This window comes from Albidovulum marisflavi, assembly GCF_025751435.1.
Lineage (GTDB): Bacteria > Pseudomonadota > Alphaproteobacteria > Rhodobacterales > Rhodobacteraceae > Albidovulum > Albidovulum marisflavi.
Genome location: NZ_JAOWKY010000006.1, coordinates 16,611 through 33,957, shown reverse-complemented (window position 1 = coordinate 33,957; position 17,347 = coordinate 16,611). Strand labels below are relative to the sequence as shown.

The following is a 17,347-nucleotide window of genomic DNA, read 5'->3' as shown; positions in this document are numbered from 1 at the left end:
GTGCCTATCCATTTGTCAGGAGCAGCCCTGCCCCAGGTTCAACCTTGCCGCGAACTCATTCAGGATCAATCCCTTGCATCACGCCATCCGACACCCAGGATCATCCTTCCAGCGCAGCCATAGCGTCGGACGCATCTCGGCTTCTGAAAGAAAGGTCCGGGCAGAGAATATCGGCAAGGTCATGTCGTCGCGGCTGCGCAGGTTCCAGTCGTCGTCGATCGCCATCCTGTCATAACCTCCAGCCCAGAGCCCCGAGGTTGCCGCGCGATAATACTCGTCGCCAGCGTCAACGATCAGCCTTGCCGTGTCCCAGCTGCGGAAGATCTGTATTGCCTCGGTGTCGAGAGCCGGAATGAGCGGCTGATCAAGTCGCAGCGTCGACCGTTCGACCAGTCTCTCCAAGGCGTGCCCACAGAAACCGACCGCGCTAAGCCGAAAAGTGAGATCGTCGCCGTCGATCCCCACGCGCGCGCGCAGATAGATCAGGCCTGTCTCCCGGAAGACTTCTTCGCCTTCAACACAAGCCCTGATCTCGCGTGCAGCACGGGTGACGAAAACCAGCGCCTTCCCATCCGCGGACAGCGCCACGCGCACTACGCCAGAGCGAGCCTTGATCCGGCGGGCCACGCGTTCCAGCGCCTTGCGGTTCGGCCGTAGTTCTGACGCCTGCCGGAATAGCTGCGGCAGGTCCGGCGCAGTGCGCGCAGCTGCTTCGACCGCTTGCCTTGAAAGCCCGCGCTTGAGCGAAACGCGGAGAGCAGGTGAGCTTTCAAAGGCAGCATGGTTCATTTGCATCTGTGCCCTCCTTTGGGCTGGACGTCTGATCAAGGAATCGCCAACACCTCCAACATGTGCGATAAGGGTGGCAATTCCTGTCATGGAGGTGTCTGTGTCGTTCCAGAAAGCTGCAGATCTCCTCCGCCTCGCTGAGATGGCCACGGCGCGCTATGCCGGCGTATCCCTGACAGATATCGAGGAAGACTTCTCAGTCGACCGGCGAACGGCGCAGCGGATGACTAAGGCACTCGAGGAGATGTTCCCGAACTGCACCACGAGAATCGACGATGACAGGCGCAAATTCTGGAAGCTCAGGACCGACCACGCTCGGCTGATGCTGGCCCAAGGCATCCGCGACAGCGAGCTTGCAGCGCTGGAGCTCGCCATCCGCCGGGCGGAACGCGAGGGTGCGGTGACCGAGGTGCGCGCCCTTTCCGGCCTTCGTGACCGGCTTCTAGCCGCCATGCCAGGACCCCACGCACGCCGTGCAGAGGCCGATGCAGAGGCAGTCCTGGAAGCACATGGCTTCGCCTCTCGGCCCGGGCCGCAGGTTCGAACAATACCGGACCTTCTTGGCGTGATCGCGGAAGCCCTCAAGGGGCCACACGTTCTTGAAGTCACTTACGCTGGTGGCCGCGATCCCGAGCGCGAGCGGCGGCTGGAACCGCACGGTCTTCTGCTTGGCACGCGCCGCTACCTTGTCGCGCGGGAAGCGGGCGGGGATGGGAGAATGCAACACTACCGACTGGACCGCATCACCCGTGCCCGTCTGGAGGCCACAAGTTTCGCGCGCGATCCGACATTCGATCTGGCAAGACATGCCGCACGAGCCTTCGGCAGCTTCCACGCCGACAACGAATACGGTGAGGTGATCTGGCGTTTCAGCCCGGAGGCGGCGCCCATCGCCCGGGACTTCCTCTTCCACCCGTCACAGGAACTGAGTGAAGACGCAGACGGCAGCCTCACCGTCCGTTTCACGGCTTCCGGACATCTGGAAATGGCCTGGCACCTATACATGTGGGGCAATGCGGTAGAGGTGCTCGCGCCAACAGCTCTGCGCGACTTGGTGACTCCATACCGGCGACCGGACTTCCCGGCCTTGCCATGAGGAAAATGAAAAGCCCATTGGCTGCCTGCTGAACCGGAACTGCAGCATCAACGGCACCGGCAGGGTATCACCTTAGGATCAAGAGGGAGCGCTTACCTGCCGGGAAGCAAAGACGAACCGGAGTGTCACGCTCCCCAATTCCTCCAAATGTGAAGATAATAATACTAGGGGAGCGTTACAGACTTCCCGGCCGGGGGTGTGTAACGCTCCCCTAGTAGTTAGAAGCCTATTTAGAAAGTATAAGAGTCGTTGGGGAGCGTGACAGCAGACAAACGCTCTCCGGTTCTCTAGCGCATGCTCAGCAACTCCATACCTTTGGATCTGGAAAAGCTGCGGCTGATGTGGCTGCAAGCCGCGACTTCTTGGCTCTACTTCTTCGAGTGCGCTCCCGCTGCAGTCGCTTCTTGTGCTCAGCCAAGGGATCGGCCGTTCCGGTTGTGCTTCGAACTACATCCTCCACGACCTGCAATGCCCGAGCACACCCTTTCTGTATCGGGCAGCAACTGCAGGCGCTTCCCGGCTCCGCCGCAGCCCCCGGTATTCCGAAGCAGCTGGGTAGCAATTGGTTGATGCTGATTTTCGGATAGCCCTGGACCTCCGCGACACCGTCCCGGACGGCATCTCCGAAGGACCTGACACCCCGCTCGACCATCTCTGTCCCGAAGCGTTCCGTGCACTCCTCTAACGAAAGTTGACGCGTTCCTTTCAGTGCCTTTCCCAAGAAGAAACTTGGATCATCCAGATTGGACGCATGATCCATCAACTGTTCACGAAACAAAGCCTGCGCGGGATGGTTGCGATCGTTCTCGATGCAATACTCAGGGGCCGGCGCCATGCGGTTATACTCATTGCTGCGTCGATCAAGGTTCCACTCTTCTTTGAACTTTACGAACCACGCCGTCTCCTGTGCCTTGGTGGGACGAAGCTGATTTGGTTGAGGTTGCGCTCTCCGCTGTCTGCGCATTGCGAAGTCGAAGACGAACCCCAAGTAGAATTCGTATGGCACGCCAAGCTCGTCCGCATGCTGCCGGGCGATCCACAACTGGGTGAGATGCGCGTTGTTCTGTTCAAGCTTGAGACGGCTTGCCACCTCCAAAATTGAGGCGTAATCGCGGTCGCAATTGACCGCAACGCTTTTCGCGTAGGCAGTCTTGTAGGCGATGACGAATTTCGCGGTAGCGGCCCAAGGCGAAGTGAACCGATACGCCGGCCACTTCGTGAGCATCAGCCGACCTTCGGTTCCTGTGTATGCCCTTGGGATCCGGGTCAGGATCTTTTGCACATCATCAAGTCGCTGCTGCAGTGGGGTCAAATTGGGCATGGTTTCTCCTTTCGGGCCGACAATAGTCGGCCTCTTCGCTGGTTTGCGTGGTCGAGATTGGCCGCTCGGATGCGCGAGCCGACGTGTTCAACGCCGCGGTTTGCCGCGGACTGTAGATATGCTACCGAGCATGTATCGCCTCACAGGAAAGAGGTCGGATGCCTCATCGCGTGCAGCAGTTGGGCTCTGGATGGAGGATGCGAACGATCGCTGCTTCTCGTTTTGGTGCTATTCAGGTCGCTGTTGTGCATTGCCGCCTTGGGGGGGGGGATAGGATTTCTCCTCTGCTTTTCGTGGGGACACACTGCAATACCCCGGAAGTAACGGATATATACGTTACCGTTACAATCTTTGTCAATAGGCTCCGCCGCGCGCAACTGAGGTTTCGGGGGCGCGAGCTGACGCATTTGTCGTGGACACTGGGGGCCTTGCCTTATCCCAGTCGGCGCCTTCGTCATGCGCCTCCCTAGCGCTCCGCGCGCGCGCGGCGAACGATTGGCTTGCCGGGGATGGCGGTCGCGAGGCGGGTCTTGGTTCCCGCCGCGAGAGCGCCTTGCCAAATACGCCTACCCGTCCTCGCGTTCGCTGCCCTCCTTCACGATCTGCATCTTCTCTGCCGGACACGGCTCCAGGAGTTCCACGGCTTCGTCGGGCGTGCCGGTCAGCCATTGCTCGTAGTTCGCGGGATCAAGGATCACCGGCATCCTGTCGGGGTGGACGGGCCGCACCAGTGCGTTCGGCGATGTGGTGATGATCGTATGGGTGTCGATCTCGGCCAGCCCGTCGCGGTAGCGCCCGCGCCAGTGCCCCCAGAGGCCCGCGAAAGCAAAGGGTGGCCGCGCAGCCGGGTCGTCGGAGGTCATCCCGAACCAGACATAGGTTGCGGGATTGCGGCCCTTGGCCTCGCAGAACGAGGATGCGGGGACCAGGCAGCGCCGCTGCTCGAAGCTCGCCCGCCAGAAGGGCGATGTGCGGATCTTGTCGTCGCGCGCGTTGTTGACCGCCTTCGGCATGATCGGCTGGCCGCGCTTGCCGGTCTGTGGCAGGAGGAACCCCCAGTGCATCATCACAGCTTCCCGCTCGCCCTCAGCATCCAGGCGCACGACCGGCGCGTCGTAGCGCGGGTAGATCGCCGTCAGCGGCTCGTGGTTGCCCAGATGGTCATGGTCCGGTCGGATGGCGAAGAGTTGCCGCATCGCTTCCGTCGCCGTCGTCGACGAATAGAGGTTGCACATCTCACGCCCTTTCGTTGCGCCAGATCCACTTCACAACCTGCTTGACGGGTCGGCGCACGGTCAAGCCGTCGGCGAGTTCACGCACCGACGGCACCCGGCAACGGACATCCAGAAAGTCACGCGTCCTGCACGCACTGCAGGCGAAGGGCGCGACATGGACCGGGTGATCGGGGCCAAGAACCATGCGCAGATCAACCGCCCAGTAGGCCACCTTCCTTTGACATGCGTTGCAACGGACCTCGACCAACAGGCCGTCGCGCGCGGCGTCCTCCATGCGGCGGTTCCTGAACGGGGATGCGGATGGGTGGGCAGCTGGCATGAATGAGAACAATACAAGAACGCCCAAAAACCGCAAGCGTTGGGAGCCGAAGCACGCGATCTTCAGCCCAATCAGCGCGAGACCTTCTTCGGTTAGGCTGCGCCGTTAGAGCTCCGAGGGAGATCCACAGCAAGCCCTGCCCCCTGACGACTCCGTCGCCGAAGCGAATCCCAAGCGCTGTCGCCTGGAGAGGAAGCCAGAACGCCAGGATGTCGGCGGCGCCAGAACGCATCCCCATTACAGACTCGGGATTCTTCTAGGACTTCGACATCCAGCGGGAGTTCTCCTACCTCCTATTGCTGTGCATCGATCTATTCCGCTTCTCGACCATGGGACGCCCCGCCGGTCTGTCTGCGGACGTCGAGCCATTCCTCTCTGCACCGATTTTCGACGCTGGGTCTGGCACTGCGGCTTTAGTTTTCATCCTGGTGCGCGCGCACACCGTCGGCGCACGCCCATCCACGCAAGCTCTTGATCGCCCTTCCCATCTCCGGCACTGCTGAGCAGACGATACCCGAGGAGGCAAGATGTCCCGACAGCACGCGAACCCAGTCTTGTTCACTCTCAGGGCGAGCGCTGGGGTCCCCCTTCGGTCCATCGAAGTCACGCTTGAGGCGGACATTCAGGAGTTCGTGCACGCGCATCCCGAGGCGCTGCCCATCGCCGAGATCGATCCAGCCTTCGTGAACCCGATCGCGATCTGCAGGGAACTCGGCACACCCGCGGGACCGATCGACAACTTCATGGTGACGGCTACCGGGATGCCGGTCCTGGTCGAGTGCAAGCTCTGGCGCAATCCGCAAGCGCGGCGCGAGGTCGTCGGTCAGGTGCTCGACTACGCGAAGGAACTGTCCCGCTGGACTTCGGCTGACATCGCACGCGAGGCTGCGAAGCGCGGCGTGCCGTCTCTCTTTGATCGCATCCGCTCTATAGCTCCTGACGCGGACGAGGCGGCCTTCCACGATGCGCTATCCGGCAACCTCGCACGCGGTCGCTGTCTCCTCCTGATCGTCGGGGACGGTATCCGCGACGGCGTGGAGGCGATCTTCGAACACCTCCGCAGCCAGGCTCTGCTCCACTTCTCCTTCGGCCTGGTGGAAATCCCCATGTTCGAGCTGCCGGATGGTGGCCGCTTGGTGGTGCCAAGGGTGTTGGCAAGGACCGCCATCGACGTGCGCCGAGTCATCGAACTTCCGGCCGGCCTCAAGATGGATGATGGGGAAAACACGGAAGCCTCCGGACCTGACCCCGAGACGGTTGCCTTCGGAGACGAGCGACAGCGCTTCTGGGAAGACTTCCTTGCCAGGCTGAAGCTCGACGACCCCGAGCAACCCATCCCACGCGCGCCGCGCCAGGGGCACATCACGTTCACCATGCCTGCGGCAGGCTCCAGCGCCTGGCTCACGGTCTACCGGATCGTCGCGAAGGGTGAGGTCGGGATGTTCTTGTCCTATTACAAGAACTCGCCTGCCGAGACCGCAGTGCGCGCGGTCGTTGAAAACTGGAGCGATGGCCTGTCGCAGCGGCTCGGGGGAACCGCTTTCGTCCACATGGGCAAGGACGAGAAGCTGACGATCCTGGAGAAGAAGCAGTTCGGGGATCTGTCACAGGCTACGGCGCGCAGTGCCGCTCTCGACTGGCTGACGACACGAACCAACGACTTCATCAATGTGTTCCGGCCTGCCATCCGCGCGGCGGCGGCGGAGCCGGAGTAGTTCAGGAGCTCGCAACCCCGCTGAAGGTTTCGGCCCGCCCCGCCTGCGCGAAATGCATCCGCAACTCGACGTCGGCATTTTAGCATATTTAAGGTTACGCCGATGTGGGACAGTTTTTAAGAGGTTCGCTCAAAGCGCACCCAGCTCGTCTTCGCATCTTTCCCCAGGTGATGCGCCGCCTTCCGGTATCCCGCACGTAGCCAGGCCTCTGCTTGAAGGTGCCCGCCATTCGCCCACCAGACAGGTGCGTGGATCCTGGCCGAAGCTGGTAGCGCCTGACCGAGGATCTCAGCGATCTGCGCGAAGGTAAGCGTCACGGACTTGGTGCTCTCTTCCTGCTCCATCAGATGCCTGTAGAGCGGTGCATACTTCCGACTGACCGCGCCGGCCCGGGTTCCTGCCGAAGCGCCAGGAGTGGTTCGTTTTCTGACCTGTCGATCGGCCAGCCCTCTCCTCGGAACGGCCCGTGCAGACAGACCCGCAACGTCCCGACCATCGGCGAGCTCCTTGGCAAGCGCGTAGTGCCAATTCGTTCTCGTGTCGGACGGGTAGCGGATGAGTTCAAAGCCCGTCACTGCCGGCGGCGTGTTGCTGTTGTAGTAGATCGCCCTCGGCCCGGCATAGCCCCGCGTAAGCTGCAGGAAGAGGGGCAGATAGTCCTTTCCGCCGATCATGCAGAGTCGACCGGAAGCCGTCTCAGGCAGCTGGACCAAGTCGTCGAAATCAGGATGCAGCGCGCGCGAATTGTATCCGGTCGCACGCCCCGCCTGGCTGAGCGTGATCTCGTATTGGGGGAGTAGGAAGTTCCCCCGAACGAGGCCCCAGCCGGCAGAGAGCACGAGCAGGTTTTCGGCGCCGAACGCGTCGCGCATCGCCGCGTATGCCGGGTTGCGGTAAAGGTCGATTGCCCGGTGAAGCCCATCAGGATTATCGGGCCGCTCGTCATTGTAGCGAAGCAGATACTGCCGCCAGGACAACCCGTCGGGGCGGTGGTCATCTGGATGAGCGTAGACGACATCGCTTCGCTTGGGAGCCGATCCGGGATCCGCGACGAACAGCACCGGCTTCCCCGAAGGGTCCCGCAGGTAGCCGCCCGGCACCTTGGATTTTGCGCACTGGATGACATAGATGTCGCGCGTGCCTGGGGCGGAGGGCATGGTATCACCGTCTTCGATCAACCGCTCCAGAGCGTCCAGAAAGGACGGGTCATAGCCTTCGTCGACATGGCGACTGTTCCACAACCCTGAGCGGCGCACCTTTTCCCGGCCACTGAGACGCCCGAGCCAACCGGGCGACGCAGGGTCGATCGATGAACCAGAGTAGTTGCTGAGAAGAGCAATGGCATTGCGCTCGATTGTCCCGCGGAGAGACGCAGGCGATGGATCATCGCCGACATCAAGGCATAGGATCTTCATCGCGCCGATATGCGCGCTTACGAGCCGCTCCAAGTCTGCCTCAGCGCTCCGAAACTCATATTCTGCCGACTTCCCATTCCCCCAGGACGGCACGATCAGCCCGTCGCGCGCCATGATTGCCTGGCCGACCAGATCCCGGAACACCGATCCGCGGTGGTTTCCTGTCCTATCGCCGACGCTCCCCCGGTGTTGCGACAAGCGCCCCCAGAGCGTCGACTTCGAGCCGGAAGTGAGCGCGTGCGTTCCGACACGAACGACGCGCTGTGATCCGTCCTCACGAGCTTCACCGTCTTCGAAGAAGAAGTAGACGCCGCGGGACGGCCAGGACTGACGCGCCGTTGCGTCTTCGAGGCGCACGAGGCCCCCGGTCTTTGAAGCCAGTCGTTGAAGCAGATCGTAGAACCGGTCGAGATCGGCCTTCCTGTCTACTGCGGCCATGGATAGACTGCTCCCACACTGTCGCAACTCCACAAAGAGCATGGCAATTATCCGCTGCAAAGACCATCCACCGACGGGCCGGCCGAGAAGTCATGTGCGGTGCGTCGAGCCTGTGGGGCACCCGAAGAGCGCGCTCGTCTGCGGCAAGCGGCGCGAGGCGGCCGGCCTGATTTGGCTAGAGCCCCAAGAGGCAGACGCCTACGACGGGGGGCAGCGTATTTTCGAGGCGTTCGTGGCCTCAGCAATGAAGATGCGCGCCCAGTAGAAACGGGAGGCCCAGAGCAGAAACGTGGACCATGATGTCGACTGGGCGAAGGTCGAGCGGTGTCTCGAAGACCTCTACACTGCGTCCGAAAGTCTTGAAGCGCTGTTCCCAGGCCGCAAGTTCACCCTGGATGGCCACCTGGTAGGTAGTATCGGCGAAGTCGTCGCCGCCTACGTCTTCGACCTCGATCTCAATCCAGCTTCGACGCTGGGGCACGACGCCAAGGCGGCGGATGGCCGAGCGGTCGAGATCAAGTTCACGCAAGGAACCGGCGTTGCGATACGCCATGAGCCGGAACACCTGATCGTTCTGCACCGGCCCAAAGGGGGACCGATCAGCGTCGTCTTCAACGGGCCGGGTTCCCTTGCCTGGGCGGCTGCGGGCAAGATGCAGAAGAATGGACAACGACCGATCTCCCTGGCGCAGCTATCCCGTTTGGCCGAGAGCGTCCGGGAGAGCGATCGGATTCCAGAGGTGCGAAGACCGCCCGTGTGAAGTTTTCGGTGGCTAGCTATCACTCTGTGCGTTTGGGCGCCCACCGCAGAGCGCTCGAATGATCTAAGGGCACGCGCTTCCGAGGAAGAAGACGGCAGACCTCAGCCCGAAGAATGGCCTTGGAAATGGCGTGTTCCGCGTCGATAGTGCGCGAAGATCAATTGCGAACATGTGTGTTTCCATGGACTTGCGTCAAATTCCCCCAATCCAGCCCGAAGCCATTCTGTCCGGGATCGGGCATGCCGATCGCGACCTGATCGCCACCTACCTCGCGCTTCTCGCGGCGGGGGAAGGACTCGCTGTAGTGAAGGGGGCGGCGAAGGGCCTCGGCAACAAGTTGAAGCTTATAGAAAACGATGCCGCCGCGCAGATGAAGGCGCACGCTGCGGCCATTTCCAGATCGACCGCGAGCGATGATGAACTGCGTCACCAACTTTGGTTTACTTTAACGGAAAGTCTCGCAGCCCAGGGGCCCACGCCATTCTCGCGCCGTTCCGGCCGGATGAGCGCCTCGGCTCTCGCCGTGCGCGCCTCAGAACGGCTTTCACCAGCAATCCGCGCGGCGCGGAAGTTGGAAGAGAAAAAGAGGAAGCTGTCTCGAGAAGTCGAGGATACACCTTGGGCAGAGAACCTCGGAGCACAGGCCGCGAGCATAGTGATCCAGCTGACGAAGCAGTGGCAAGGGACCGAACCCTTGCCATTCCCCGTGATCGTTCAGGAGGAGATCCTCGCATTGTTTGGGGATCCTGAGCTCATGGAGAGGGCCACGCAAGAAGCTGCGGTGCATGATCCCAAGATGGCCGAAGCCATGAGAAAAGCCCATCTCGCCGCGCAAGCGGCCATCGCCGCCGGCGGTGGTTGGGCAATGTTCGCGGTGGCCGTCGCCAATGCCGGTTTCACCCCCTACATCCTGGCAGCCCAAGCGAGCGCCTGGATCCCGCTGATCGGAGGTCAGACGCTCGTCTCGCTCCTGGCTGTGCTTGTCAACCCGGTGGTGCTTGTCGCTGGCATTGCGGCCCTTGCCTGGCTCGGTGCGACCAAGACTGGCGCAACCGTCAGGTCTGCAATCGCGGCCCGGATCTGCGTTCTCCTGGCAATGGCCGGACATGGAGAAGCCGAAGCCGGCACAACGGTCTTCTTGGACTCAATGAGATCTCTGACCCGGTCGCCCGAACCACGGATGGCGCATCTCTCCAAGTCGGAGCTTCGCGGTTTTCGTAAGCAGGCTGCCTTCATCACTCGCCACCTGGGAAAGCCGTTTGGAAAGATCGCCGGCACACCGCCAGCACCCTGGCACCAGTGCCGGCTTCCGAAGGCATCGATGACCGATCTCAATGACGCCCTTCTTGCTGGCGCACTCACGGCCGGGGAGATGTATTGGCACGCCGCAGCGATCAACCCGAATGTCATAGCCGCCGCCGATTTCTGTCGCATCGACGATCTGGGGGACCCGATCACCTTCGCGGCGAACGCCCAGATGTTCGCGTCCGAAGCCGCCGGCTACTCATTGCGCGGATATACCGCGGAGCGCCTCGTCTTGGATCGACTCGTCGCCGACGGACATGCGGTATCGCTGGCACCAGACAGTAATACCGCGGGGTTGGACGTGATCGTCGACGGCTCTCCTGTCCAGGTAAAATGCGCCCAAGATATCTCGAACCTGACCGAACACTTCGAGAAGTATCCGGACATCCCCGTCATCGCCAACGCAGAGCTTGCGCAGCAGGCGTGGAAGCGTGGCGAGGATTGGGCCGACCTCGTCACGACCGTTCCCGGCTTCGATATCGCCGGGCTTGAGCATGACATCTCCGAGGCACTTGGCCATGCGGCCTCCATACTAGAGCCGGGCGTGGTTGAGCTGGCTCTCGAGCTGGGCGTGCTCAGGGGTGGGATAGAAGTCTGGCGCGGCAGAATTCCCCTGTCGGATCTCCCGGTCTGGATGGCCATGAATGCAGGCGCCAAAGGTGCACTTGCGTTCGCCGGAGGTAAGGTTGGATGGCTTGCGGGTCTTGTGGCAGCCGGCCCGGCAGGCGCGGTGATCTTCGGCCCCGCTGTCGCTTGCGCGGCCCTGATCGGTGCTGCGCCGCTTCAGGGCGTGGCGAACAAGATCCTGATCCGGGAATGGCATGCGGATCTGATCTTTCTTGCCGCGGACCTGCATGCCGAACTGCGCTTGGCCATCGAAACCCGCATCCGGGAACTCAGTGCACGATCCGAGCAAATTCGTGCCAGAACGTCGGGTAATAGCAGCGATTTCGGCCCATGGCTCAACAGCCGATCGAATGACGACCTCGTAGCAGCGATCGAGGATCTGGCCAGCCTGGCCGAACCACCAAGGAACGAGGAGAACGTTCCTGCCCTGATCGCCACCTCAGCACTGCTCGCTCCGGGATCGAAAGTCGTCATCAAAGCACGCAGACGGCTGGAGCGGCACCTCATGCAGCGCCCCGGCCTTCTTGACGCGGTGGGGGAACAGGCGAAGGTCTGGGTTCATCGCGCGGGGGCACTCAAACCGGCGAGGGACTGACGATCGCCTGTCTCCCCTTGGCCGAGTGGACTGAAGCTTGGGCGGAGGGAGCGCTACTCCTTGCGCGTCAGGTTCTTGAGCGCCCCGATCCCGGACTTCGCAACCTTATCGATCTCCGCGGCGGACTGGTCGGCCATCTGCGAAATCGAGCTGCCCACCGATCGCGCAGCATCGAGCAATGAACCTGTCAGTTTTCCCGCCGACCGCGAAATCGACGGGCTCATCTCTGCGTGCAGGATTGCCTCGATCTTCTCGAGCGCCAGCTCTTCGACTTCATCAATCTTGCCGTCAGCTTCCACGATCTCGCGCAGCAGGTTGATGAGATCAACACGCATCGCGTCCGCGTTGCAGTCCTGATGATCGCGCACGAATCCACCAAGAACCTTGGCCGCATCCTTCAAGCTTATGCTCGCGTTGTTCTCGATGATCACGGAAAGCGCTCGATCACAATAGTTGCGGTCGAAACCCCACTCGCTCACGAAATGATCGAGGATCGCAGCCCGTTCGTCATCGTGTATGTTTCCGTCAAGCGTGGCGAGCTTGATTGCCAGCGTCCCGATCATGTCGATGAGCACCGCGCCGAGATAATCGATCGGCGTGTTGATGAACTCTGGAATCTTGCTGACGCGAGCACCGCCATAGGCACCGGCAAGCCGCATCACGCCGTAGTAGGCACCTCCACAGGCAACTCCCGCAGCGATCACCCATCCGATCGGCGTCACCGCCGTGGTCAGTCCGAGACTTGCAAGCAGCCCCGATCCCCCAAAGAAGGATGCGACCATTGTGGAGGTGCTGGCAAACTTGGCTCCTGCCGCGGCGACACCCCCGACATCCCATAACTGCTGCAAGCGTTTTGCGTAGCGGATCGAGGTGTAGGCGTCCTCACCGATGCCGAGCTTGAGGCGAAAACGAAGGTCGTCGGCGACGACACCTTCGATGCCCTCAAATTCGGCAATGGTCGTCGTCATGCAGTCTGCCCACCCAACGCGGCCTCCAGCACGTCCACCAAACGACCCATCTGCTCACCAATCTTTCCACTCTTCATGTCTGCCAAGGCACCGACTCCGATGCCGACAATCGCGAGCAGCGGTGTCAATATTGCACTCAACGGGGGCCCGAGCAGCGGGATGGACGCCACGATCATTGAAAGCGCGAGCGCGACGATCACTCCGAAGAGCAAGTTCGGGAAGGTTCGGAGCAACGCGAGACAGACTTGCAGTATCTTTCGTCCGACGGCTACTACGGTTCCGGCAACCGTCACCGTGAAGCGCGCGAGCGTCTCGAGCAGGGATTTTGCGTCCGCAGACAAGTGAAGACGCGCGATAGAAGCTTTCAAGCTACGTATGTTCGGGGCTGCGTTGAGGTCAAAAAGGAGAGGGTCGTCGATTGAAGAATTCTGCTGCATTGCGTGTTTCATCGCCTACAGAGCAAGGATATACGAATGGATTGAAACGCAAGTTTACAGAAGTTGGTAGAAGAAAGATGAAGCTGGGCGCGCAAAAAACAGCGCTAATGGAGACTGGGCCCCATGAAGGTCAAGACACTACCCCTTCTTAAGTTGCTTGTTCCACTTCTGACGCCGATCATGGCCGTAATTGTGTTTTCACTACTTTGGCGGAGCAATAGAAATAGGCTCCGCTTCGTGCTCAAACCAACTTGGTCACATATTGTCACGACAGCAATTCTTGCGCTTGCCACACCGATTGGAGCAGATCACTCGCTGCCGCTTCCGGCAATTGTCTTGCTTATCCAGTTTGAGCCTGACTATTCCATGCGAGCTGTTGGTGTGTGGATCGTCGTATTTTTCATCGTCTGGTATCTTCCCGCTAGCCTTGCGGTCGTAGCGATCCGCAATCGGGTGCTTCGTTTTCTAACCTTGTGTTTGTTTTGGGGCGGCTATGCAGGCTTCCTGTATCTTGCCCTTCGCCTTTCGGACAGCGAAGGGTATCTCATGCCGGGCATCTAAGCGCAGCGAAGTGGCCGCGTCGCTACCCAGCGGTGGATCAGCTCCGCGGTCGCCTGGGCGAAGATGAAGGCATCCGGCAGCGAAGGGTCGGTCAACTGGTCCGGCGTGACGCGGTCACGATCAGCGCTTGCGGTGACGCCAGGATATGGGGTGCGAGCCGGCAGCGGGGGTTGATCCGCTGGATCTCGTTGAAGTCTTCGTCCGACCTGATCGCCGCGAACTGAAGCGGCTGATCGAAGGCAGGCGAGGTGCCGGTGGTCTCCAGGTCATAGAACACGAAGGTCATCGCACTGCATACCTAGAGCGGCAAGCACGGACAACGGGGCTCTCCGCTCGTTCGCCGCAGCTCGCGAAGATCATCTCAAGAACGCCCAAGGGAGGATGCTCGGGCGTTTGGTCCGTGTCGCGGTCGTAGGCGCGAAGGAAGAGCCGGAGACGGTGCGGAGCGGAGCGGAGCGGATTCAATAGGAAGCAAGATGGCGGTCTAGGTGCCGAGCGCAACGAGGCGACGCGGTAGCTCGCGTCCTCTCGCTGAATTGCTGTCCTCGGAAATAGTCCTGGCCGAAGAGCGCTCTACGGAAGAGACCAACCAGGCTTGCTCCAACTGCATGTCTAGGCGCGTCAGATGAAGAACAGGCGCGCTGAACAGCTTCAGGAAAAAAGGCGAAAAAGCGCGATTTTTACCATGAAAACGTAAAGGTCTGTCAACTTAGCGTAAAGGTAGCTCGCGAAAAGGGCCGGTTTAGGGCATGGAGCCGGACGATTTCACTCCCACACCTTGACACAGCTTTACATCGAAAACCCAACAAACCTTGACGTTTTCACCCCGGGTGCAAGGTATTCGTCCAAAATGTAAAGGTAGCGTGACCGATAGAGCTGACGGAACGGCGCCGATGTAAAGCTAGCCGACCACAAAGCAAGGCCCGAGCCTTGATCTGGACGCATGGATCGGGGCTGTCCGTGATACGCAGCCCGGACATCGGGCAAGCCACCCCCTGCACTTGGTCAACCTGGTTTCTGTGCTTGTCCATGGGTCAATCTCGATGGAAGATGAGAAATGCGCGGAGCCCACCTCGAAGGCCGGCGAGTCGACCTGCGCAGAGCCGGAACGGACGGTGGTGGCACGGAAAACTGAGCCTTGGGCCTCAAGCCCAGGCTCGAGCGCAGGCCCATATCTCTGGCGGTATGGTGCCCTTCGCAAACATGTGTTTGATAGGTGACAGACCTGGATCAGTCAGCACGATGACGGCACCACCCGACGACACGGTTCAAGCGCTTCAGCGAGACGTTCAGCGATTGCTGGGTCGATGCATGCTGCAGCTCCAAGCATACGAACGCCAGTTGAAGGCGATCGTGGCTCATAGCCGGTTCTCATTCGAATCACGGACGCTCGACACGGCCCAGAAGGAGCGCGTAGCCGCGACCGCGCGCAAGACCCTCGGCACCCTGGTCGGCGAACTGCTCGGATCGTATCTTGTCGCCGACGAGATTGCCGCCCAAGCCTGGGCTGAGGACGACGCACCAGAGGGGGAGATGTGGATCGAGGCGAGGTTTTGCTTCTCTTTGACAGCAGAAGATCTCGCGCGGATTGAACACGGACTGCGGGAACTTGTGTTGTTGAGGAACGGCCTGGTTCATCACTTCATCGACCAGCACGATGTCTGGAGTTCGGATGGCTGCCGTGCTGCGCAGGATGTCTTGGTGGCGGCTTATGATCGCATTGTCCTGCACTACCAAGAACTCCAGACATGGGCCAAATCGTTGGACGAGGGTCTGCGTCAACATAGGGAGTTTCTTGGTTCGCAGGTGTCCAGAGACTTCATCGTTTATGGAATTGCCCCGGATGGCACCGTGCACTGGCAAGTCTCAGGGATCGTGAAGGCTCTAAGGGAAGCGGCCAGTGAGTTGACGGTCGAAGGCTGGACCTCTGTCGAGTCGGCCGGCCGATGGATTGCCGAGCGCTATCCTGCTCTGCTTCCAGCGAAGTATCGGTGCCGCAGTTGGCGACAGGTTGACCATGAGTCCGGTCTGTTTGATCTTTGCTACATGGACAGGGGTGGACAGCGCGCCGCCTGGTATCGGGTAAAGCAGGTTTCGGGGAAAGCGGGTAACCTGCCCGCCACCTCCTGAACGGAGCCTGGCTGCACTCGACCGCCGCCGATTTCGGCTTGCCATCACCGGCGATCCTGGTTTCCTGGACGCATGGTCAAGCTCGTTCTCTTGCACAAGGCGGATTCGATCTACGAGGATGAACTCGATGTCGAATACGATTTTCCGCGCGCCTACCTCAAGGCCGTCGAGGCGGCAGTCGGCGACTGGATCGTCTACTATGAACCTGTAAAGGCCGGTCCGCGCGGCTATTTTGCCGTGGCCAGAATCTCGCAGGTCATTCCGAAGCCCGGGGTCGACGGAAGGTATCTGGCCCTGATTGCGCCGGGAAGTTACCTGCCCTTCGACAGGGAAGTGCCACGACTGGTGAACGGAAGCACCCTGGAGTCGGCGTTGGCAGCCCCCGACGGCACACCGCTGACGGGTGGTGCCGTGCAGTCAGCGGTGCGGCGCCTGCCAGAGAGCGACTTCGCACGGATCGTCAATCTGGGCCTGCCAGAGGATCTCGAACGGATCGAAGCGACCCGCTACGACCAGCACTCCCGTGAGCTGGCAGATGAACCGTTGATCTTTCAACGGCCGGTGATCGAGCGGCTGACACGAAGGAAATACCGCGAGGTCGCCTTCAGCAGAAAGGTCAGAGAGGCCTACGGATATCGCTGTGCGATGTCGGGGTTGCAGCTGCGCAATGGTGGAGGCCGCCCCGAGGTCCAGGCGGCTCACATCCGGCCGGTCGAACAAGACGGAAGCGACTCCGTCCGCAACGGTCTTGCACTCTCCGGCACGTTGCACTGGATGTTCGACCGTGGCCTCATTTCGATTGCCGAAGACAACGAGACGATTCTCGTGTCCCGCAACAAGGTTCCCGGCGATGTCGTCGATCGCCTCATCAGGCCCGGCGGCAAGCTGCTGAAACCGATGAATCCCCGCCTCGCGCCGCATCCGCACAACTTGCGCTGGCACCGAGAGAATGTCTTCGGACAGACCGTGGAGGATGACCACTCCCCTTGGCCCCTCGGTTGAAGGGCGCTTGGAAAGCCAAGTCGATTCTAGACGCGACCGCCCCCTTCTGCGTGGCCGAATGGTGCGCATGCAAAGGGCGGCGCCGATCGTGGGGCAGAAGCTGCGTCCCGCTGCCACTCGTCCTGTCCGTCCCGCGAGTTTTCCTCTATGGGTGCGCACATGACCGAGTCCCTGCCGCCGTGCCCCGAATGTCGCTCTGCCTACTCCTACGAGGCGGATTCCCTGCTCGCCTGTCCGGAATGCGGGCACGAATGGTCACCCGATGCCGTGCTGGAGGCTGGTGCCGAGGTGCGCGACAGTCTGGGTAGTCTACTCGCAGACGGTGACACCGTCACCGTGATCAAGGATCTGAAGGTCAAGGGCTCGTCCAGCGTGATCAAGGTGGGGAAAAAGGTGCGCGGGATCCGCCTTGTCGCCGGCGACCACGACATCGACTGCAAACTCCCCGGATTCGGGCAGATCAGCCTCAAGTCGCAATTCGTCAAGAAGGTCACGGACTGACAAACGGGCGGGTTGCGAACCTTCGCCGCGCCATGCTCGGAGGTCAGCAACGCGCAATAGATGCCATTTGAAAGCCGCAACGCTGATCGACGGGACAGCGAGGATGCGATCGAGTGTAAGTCTTCACATGAGT

Annotated in this window: 16 protein-coding genes; 8 read left to right on the top strand and 8 right to left on the bottom strand. The window is 61.0% G+C overall.

All coding sequences use genetic code 11. The features are described 5' to 3' along the window. Window positions 1-78: 78 nt before the first annotated feature. Window positions 79-879, bottom strand: a complete 801-nt coding sequence (locus tag OEW28_RS17370; protein WP_263736063.1) for a hypothetical protein — start codon at window positions 877-879, stop codon at window positions 79-81. A gap of 133 nt (window positions 880-1,012) precedes the next feature. Between OEW28_RS17370 and OEW28_RS17365 the strand changes: the two genes are divergently transcribed. After that, a complete protein-coding gene (locus OEW28_RS17365) occupies window positions 1,013-1,885 on the top strand; it encodes a helix-turn-helix transcriptional regulator (protein WP_263736062.1) in 873 nt (290 codons plus the stop codon). A 298-nt stretch (window positions 1,886-2,183) separates the two neighbouring features. Here OEW28_RS17365 and OEW28_RS17360 read toward each other — a convergent pair whose 3' ends face one another. The 3 genes from OEW28_RS17360 to OEW28_RS17350 form a co-directional block, all read right to left on the bottom strand. Then, complete coding sequence (locus tag OEW28_RS17360) at window positions 2,184-3,206, bottom strand: hypothetical protein (RefSeq protein WP_263736061.1); 1,023 nt, start codon at window positions 3,204-3,206, stop codon at window positions 2,184-2,186. Between the two features lie 566 nt (window positions 3,207-3,772). Next, window positions 3,773-4,441, bottom strand: coding sequence for an SOS response-associated peptidase (locus tag OEW28_RS17355; protein WP_263736060.1), 669 nt, complete (start codon window positions 4,439-4,441; stop codon window positions 3,773-3,775). 1 nt (window position 4,442) lies between these two features. Further along, entirely contained in the window at window positions 4,443-4,715 is a 273-nt protein-coding gene (locus OEW28_RS17350) for a hypothetical protein (RefSeq protein WP_263736059.1), read from the bottom strand. 572 nt (window positions 4,716-5,287) lie between these two features. Here OEW28_RS17350 and OEW28_RS17345 point away from each other — a divergent pair. Continuing rightward, window positions 5,288-6,475 (top strand): PDDEXK family nuclease, encoded by a 1,188-nt coding sequence (locus OEW28_RS17345; protein ID WP_263736058.1) that lies wholly within the window; start codon window positions 5,288-5,290, stop codon window positions 6,473-6,475. Window positions 6,476-6,591: 116 nt separating this feature from the next. Here the strand turns inward: OEW28_RS17345 and OEW28_RS17340 are convergent, their stop codons facing one another. Next, window positions 6,592-8,328 carry a DUF7662 domain-containing protein gene (locus OEW28_RS17340; protein WP_263736057.1) on the bottom strand — a complete coding sequence of 579 codons (1,737 nt, stop codon included), beginning with the start codon at window positions 8,326-8,328 and terminating at the stop codon, window positions 6,592-6,594. Window positions 8,329-8,617: 289 nt separating this feature from the next. Between OEW28_RS17340 and OEW28_RS17335 the strand changes: the two genes are divergently transcribed. Both OEW28_RS17335 and OEW28_RS17330 read left to right on the top strand, forming a co-directional pair. Continuing rightward, entirely contained in the window at window positions 8,618-9,088 is a 471-nt protein-coding gene (locus OEW28_RS17335) for a DUF6998 domain-containing protein (RefSeq protein ID WP_263736056.1), read from the top strand. A 181-nt stretch (window positions 9,089-9,269) separates the two neighbouring features. After that, on the top strand, window positions 9,270-11,615 hold the full coding sequence (locus OEW28_RS17330; protein WP_263736055.1) for a hypothetical protein: 2,346 nt from the start codon (window positions 9,270-9,272) through the stop codon (window positions 11,613-11,615). A gap of 53 nt (window positions 11,616-11,668) precedes the next feature. On the opposite strand, the gene OEW28_RS17325 is transcribed toward OEW28_RS17330, so the two are convergent. Both OEW28_RS17325 and OEW28_RS17320 read right to left on the bottom strand, forming a co-directional pair. Then, entirely contained in the window at window positions 11,669-12,583 is a 915-nt protein-coding gene (locus tag OEW28_RS17325) for a TerB family tellurite resistance protein (RefSeq protein ID WP_263736054.1), read from the bottom strand. After that, window positions 12,580-13,032: a hypothetical protein gene (locus OEW28_RS17320; RefSeq protein ID WP_263736053.1), complete on the bottom strand. Its 453-nt coding sequence runs from the start codon at window positions 13,030-13,032 to the stop codon at window positions 12,580-12,582. The genes OEW28_RS17325 and OEW28_RS17320 overlap by 4 nt, the downstream gene beginning before the upstream one ends. A 111-nt stretch (window positions 13,033-13,143) precedes the next feature. On the opposite strand from OEW28_RS17320, the gene OEW28_RS17315 reads away from it, so the two are divergent. After that, the gene (locus OEW28_RS17315) at window positions 13,144-13,581 is read left to right on the top strand and encodes a hypothetical protein (RefSeq protein WP_263736052.1); all 438 of its coding nucleotides are present in this window, start codon (window positions 13,144-13,146) and stop codon (window positions 13,579-13,581) included. A gap of 91 nt (window positions 13,582-13,672) precedes the next feature. Here the strand turns inward: OEW28_RS17315 and OEW28_RS18915 are convergent, their stop codons facing one another. After that, window positions 13,673-13,867: an exonuclease domain-containing protein gene (locus tag OEW28_RS18915; RefSeq protein ID WP_412174814.1), complete on the bottom strand. Its 195-nt coding sequence runs from the start codon at window positions 13,865-13,867 to the stop codon at window positions 13,673-13,675. A gap of 1,025 nt (window positions 13,868-14,892) precedes the next feature. On the opposite strand from OEW28_RS18915, the gene OEW28_RS17305 reads away from it, so the two are divergent. The 3 genes from OEW28_RS17305 (at window position 14,893) to OEW28_RS17295 (ending at window position 17,214) form a co-directional block, all read left to right on the top strand. Beyond that, window positions 14,893-15,711, top strand: a complete 819-nt coding sequence (locus OEW28_RS17305; RefSeq protein ID WP_263736051.1) for a hypothetical protein — start codon at window positions 14,893-14,895, stop codon at window positions 15,709-15,711. A 72-nt stretch (window positions 15,712-15,783) separates the two neighbouring features. Continuing rightward, window positions 15,784-16,713, top strand: a complete 930-nt coding sequence (locus tag OEW28_RS17300) for an HNH endonuclease (protein ID WP_263736050.1) — start codon at window positions 15,784-15,786, stop codon at window positions 16,711-16,713. Window positions 16,714-16,872: 159 nt separating this feature from the next. After that, the gene (locus OEW28_RS17295; RefSeq protein WP_263736049.1) at window positions 16,873-17,214 is read left to right on the top strand and encodes a zinc ribbon domain-containing protein YjdM; all 342 of its coding nucleotides are present in this window, start codon (window positions 16,873-16,875) and stop codon (window positions 17,212-17,214) included. Window positions 17,215-17,347: the final 133 nt, after the last annotated feature.